Annotated in this window: 1 protein-coding gene; it reads right to left on the bottom strand. The window is 71.0% G+C overall.

What is annotated here, in order from left to right; translation table 11 throughout:
- Positions 1-5,577: type I polyketide synthase (locus NE2_RS31815; protein ID WP_157110987.1), on the bottom strand; the 5,577-nt coding region annotated here is incomplete at both ends.

The raw sequence follows: 5,577 nt of genomic DNA, 5'->3' as shown, positions 1-5,577 counted from the left end.
CGGGTGTGCGCCCGCGCCGACCGGCCCGGCGCCGCCCGTGGTGACGACCACCAACCGCGCATCGGACAGACGTTCCGCCGCGAGCCACGTCCGCAGCATCGCCAGGGTGATGTGCACTCCGGTCCGGACCTGGCCCGGATCTCCCGCCGCGAGATCGCCGACGGCAGGGACGGGCGCCCGCCAGACGACTGCGGTCGGAAGATCCTCGGCCACAACGAGTTCGGCGAGCGAGGCATACGTCTCGCCGATACCGGCGATATTCGCGCCCGGCAGCGCAGCGAGGGCTGGTGCGGACGGATCCGCCGAATCCGACCGCGCCGCTTCCCAATCGATTCGATACAGGCCGGACCGATCCGCCGCCGCGTCGCCGAGTGCTCCCATGGGAATCGGCCGCATGGTCACCGCACCGATCCCGACAACAGGCGCGCCGTGGGAATCCGTGAGCGACAGCGTGATTCGCCGATCACCGCCCTCGACATCGGCCGCCACCAACCGGGCCCGCAGCGAGGTGGCCCCCACGGCACGGATGTCGATGTTCTCCCAGGAATACGGCACCAGAATCGTATCCGGCGCCGGCGCGTCCACCAGGCCGCCGGCGAGCAGTGCGTGCAGCACCGCATCCAGCAACGCCGGGTGCATACCGAATCGGCCCGCCGAGGTGTACCCCGTCGTGCGGCCGTCCGGGGAGTTCGCCTGCTCCGGCAACGTCAATTCGGCGAAGACCTCGCCGTCGTGCCGCCACAGTGCGGTCAGCCCACGGAAAGCGGGACCGTAGTCGTAGCCGCGCCCGGCCAGCTCCGCATAGACGTCCTCGATCGACACGGGCTGCGCCGTGGCCGGCGGCCACCTGTCCGGCAGTTGCGCGGGAGCCGAGGGCGCTTCTGCCACAAGCGTTCCCGTGGCATGGCGCACCCACGGCGCCCCCTCCGCTTCGCCGTCGTGCTGGGGCCGCGAATGCACCGACAGCTGCCGGGAACCATCGGCATCGGGACCGCCGACCATCACCCGTAGTTCGACGGCGCCCGTCGCGGGCACGATCAGCGGGGCGGTCACGATCAGCTCGGCCGGCCGTGGACTGCCGACCACCGCCCCGGCGTGCACCGCCAGCTCCACGAATGCCGTCCCTGGTACCACTACCGAACCGCCGATCACGTGATCGGCCAACCACGGATGACTCGACAGCGACAGCCGGCCCGCCAGCACCACCCCGTCCGCATCCGGGAGCCACACCGCCGCACCCACGAGCGGATGGTCGGTGCGGTCCAGCCCCGTCAGCCGCACATCGGCGCTGTCCGCGACATCGGGCAGCCAATAGCGCCGACGTTGAAATGCATACGTGGGCAGAGGAATTCGCTGCTGTGGACGGCGCCGGAACAGCGCCGTCCAATCGACCCGGACACCGGACGTGTGGGCCTGCGCCAACATCGTCGACAACTGCACGGTCTCGTCGCGATCCCGGCGCGCGGCCGCCATCACCACCGAATCCGCGCTTTCCCCGAGAATCTGCCGGGTCAGCGCGGTGAGCACGGCGTCGGGGCCGACCTCCAGGAATCGGCGCACTCCCGAGGCGAGCAACGTCTCGATCCCCGGCGCGAAGCGCACCGCGTCCCGCACGTGCCGCACCCAGTAGGACGGCTCCAGCAGCTCGTCTCCCGCGAGCAGGCCGGACAGATTCGACACCACCGGCAGGCGCGGCCGGTCATAGGTCAATCCCGTTGCCACAGCGGCGAATTCCTCCAGCATCGGCTCCATGAGCGCCGAGTGGAACGCGTGCCCGACCCGCAGCCGCGACGTCTTGCACCCGCGCCGGACGAACAGCTCCTCGATCTCGGCGACCGCCGCCTCCGCTCCCGACACCACGAGGGCCTCGGGCGCGTTCACCGCGGCGATGGATACGCGCCCGGAATACCGCGCGACGACCTCGTTCACGTCCGGTTCGGCTGCCGCGACGGCCAGCATCGCGCCACCCGGCGGGAGCGCACCCATCAGGCGACCGCGGGCCGCCACCAGCCGGCAGGCGTCCGCCGTCGACCACAGTCCCCCGAGATAGGCGGCCGCGACCTCCCCGATCGAATGGCCGATCAGCACATCCGGAGTGACGCCGAACGATTCCAGCAGGCGATACAGCGCCACCTCGAAGGCGAACAGCGCGGGCTGGGTGAACTCGGTCCGATCCAGCACACCCTCGGTGTCGGTGAACATCAGCTCGCGCAGGGAACGGCCGAGCAACGGGTCGAAGTGCGCACACACCTCGTCCAACGCCGCCGCGAATACCGGAAACGCCTGGTACAGACCCGAACCCATCCCGACCCGCTGGGCGCCCTGCCCAGTGAACAGGAAGGCCGTGCGGCCCGAGCCGACGACGCCGTCGATCACCCCGGTACCGGTTCCGGATTCGGCGAAAGTCGCCAACCTCTCGAGCACCTCGTCCCGGTCGCGCCCCAGGATCACACTCCGTGAATCCAGCTGCGCCCGCGATGTCGCGAGCGCGTAGGCCGCATCGGCGATATCCAGCTCCGGCCGCTCCGAGAGCCAGGCCCGCAGCCGAGCAGCCTGCGCCCGCAGTCCGGCCTCCCCCTTGCCCGACACCAGCAGCGGGACGAACGGCAGCGGGGCCGCGTGGTCGTCCTCGGCTGCCACGGGCGCGGCGGCCGGCGCTTCCTCGACAATCAGATGCGCATTGGTGCCGCTGATCCCGAACGACGAGACCCCGGCTCGGCGCACCCGGTCGCCGGCGACCCACGGTTCGGCCTCGGTCAGCAGTCGCACCGCACCCGCGGTCCAATCCACATGGGGCGAGGGCGTTTCGGCGTGCAACGTGCGGGGCAGCCGCTCGTGGCGCAGCGCCTGCACCATCTTGATCACACCGGCGACCCCGGCGGCCGCCACGGTGTGGCCGATATTCGACTTCACCGAACCGATGCGCACCGGCTCCCGGGCATCACGCCCCTGGCCGTACACGGCGATCAGCGCCTGCGCTTCGATCGGGTCGCCCAGTGCGGTGCCGGTCCCGTGTGCCTCCACCACGTCCACCGCGGCGGCGGGAATCCCGGCATCGGCAAGGGCCTGCGCGATCACCCGCTCCTGCGACGGCCCGTTCGGGGCGGTCAATCCGTTGCTCGCGCCGTCCTGGTTCACCGCACTACCGCGAACAACGGCCAGCACGTGGTGGCCGAGCCGCCGCGCGTCGGACAGCCGCTCGAGGACGAGCACGCCCGAGCCCTCGGACCACACCACGCCGTCCGCATCGGCCGAGAACGCCTTGCACCGGCCGTCGGGAGACAGGCCACGCTGGCGGGCGAAGTCCACGTACAGATACGGACTCGCCGCGACGGTCACCCCGCCGGCCAGCACCAGCGACGTCTCGCCCTGGCGCAGCGCCCGGCAGGCCAGATGCAGGGCCACCAGTGAAGACGAGCAGGCCGTATCGACTGTCACGGCCGGACCTTCCAGCCCGAGCACGTACGCGACCCGACCCGAGACGACGCTGTGCGACGTGCCGGTCAGCCGGTATCCCTCCAGCTCACCGGTCACCCGTCGCGAGTAGCCCGAGGAGCAGGCACCGACGAAGACCGCGGTGTCGCTGCCGCGCAACGACGTCGGGTCGATCCCCGCGTCCTCCAGCGCCTCCCACGACGTTTCGAGAAACAGTCGCTGCTGCGGATCCATCGCCGACGCTTCGCGGGGACTGATGCCGAAGAAGTCCGGGTCGAAATCGCCCGCATCACCGAGGAATCCGCCGCGGCGGGTGTACACAGTTCCGGGTTTCGCCGGATCGGGATCGAACAACCGCTCCAGGTCCCAGCCTCGGTCGGTCGGGAAATCGCCGATCACATCCCTGCCCTCGGTGGTCACGGCCCAGAGGTCCTCGGCGGACCGCACCCCACCGGGGAATCGGGCGCCGATACCGACGATGGCGATCGGTTCGTCCGCGGTCGTCCGCCGTGGCACCCGGCGCGTCCCCCGGTCGGTGCCGGTGACTCGGGCGTGCAGCAGAGCGGCCACCGCATCCGCGGTCGGATGGTCGAAGACGAGGGACGCCGGCAGCGCTACACCGGTGACCCGCTTCAGCCGGTTCTGCAGTGCGAGCCCGCTGACGGAGTCGAAACCCAGATCGGTGAACGGCAGGTCAGGGCGGATGGCCCGGGCCGAGTCGTGGCCCAATACCGCCGCAGCGTGTTCGCGAACGATATCGAGAGCGATGGTGCGACGCTGATATTCGGGCGCCGCCAGCAGAATGCGAGCCAGCGGGCTGTCGCCCGCCGCTCCGCCGCCCGCGGACATCGGAGCCGCCGTATCGGTACCTGCCGCGTCGGCCGATGCACCGGACCGGACGCTGCGCCGCTGGAACGCGTACGGCGGCAGTTCGACCCGCGCTCCACCGGGCACCAGCGCGGCCGGGTCCACCGGCACACCGTCGCAGTAGGCCTGGACCAGCGAGGTCAGGAATCGGGCTCGGTCCCCCGCGCCACGCTGCAGCGATCCGACGACAGCCAGGCCGTCGGCGCCGACCGCCTCGGCGGTCCGGGCAATCCCCATGGTGAGCACCGGATGCGGACTGACCTCGATGAATCCGGTGATGCCCGCGTCGATCAGCGCCGCGACGGTATCGGCGAATCGGATCGGTTCCCGTTCCGACCGATACCAGTACTCGGCGTCCAGTTCCGCCGTATCCAGCCGGTCGGCGACGACAGGGGAGAAATACGGCACCGAGCCGGACCGCGGGCGGATCGGTGCGAGTTCGGTGAGCAGCCGTTCCCGGATCCGCTCGACCGCCTGCGAATGCGACGCATAGTCGATCGCTACCCGGCGGGCCCGCACCTGCTCGCGAGCACAGTCGGCCAGGAACTCCTCCAGCGCGGACACGTCACCGGAAACCACGCTCTGCGCCGGTCCGTTCACCGCGGCCAGCACCAGCCGGTCCTCGTACTTCGTCAGACGTTCTCGCACCGCCTCGGCGTCCAGCGCGATCGAGGCCATTCCGCCCTGTGCGACCAGCTCGTCGGCGATCGCCCGGGACCGCAGCGCCACCACCCGCGCCGCATCGGCCAGCGACAGTCCACCGGCAATGTGGGCGGCGGCCACCTCGCCGTGGGAATGGCCGACCACGACGTCCGGCTCGACACCGGCCGCTCGCCACATCCGGGCCAGCGAGACCATCACCGCGAAGAGAACGGGCTGCACCACATCCGCGGTCGCCGGCGCGTCCGCGTCGCCACGCAGCACCGCCGTCAGCGACCAGTCCACATACGGGGCAAGGGCCGCTTCACATTCGGCGATCGACTCCGCGAAGGCGCGATCCGATTCCAGCAGACCCCGCGCCATTCCCTCCCACTGGCTGCCGTTGCCCGGGAAGACGAAGGCGATGCGCCGCCGCTGCGCCCGGCCGATGATCGGATCGATCGCCGGGGCCGGTGCGGCCGGGTCGGCCAACGCCGCCAGACCGGTCAGCAGTTCCGCGCGGTCCTGCCCGACAACGCCTCCGCGCCAAGGCATCTGGGCTCGCGTGGTGAGCAGCGAGTAGGCCACGTCGACCGCGTCCAGCTCCGGGTGACGCAGCAGCCATTCCCGCAACCG

This window comes from Nocardia elegans NBRC 108235, assembly GCF_001612845.1.
GTDB lineage: Bacteria > Actinomycetota > Actinomycetes > Mycobacteriales > Mycobacteriaceae > Nocardia > Nocardia nova.
This window is presented reverse-complemented; position numbering and strand designations above follow the sequence as displayed.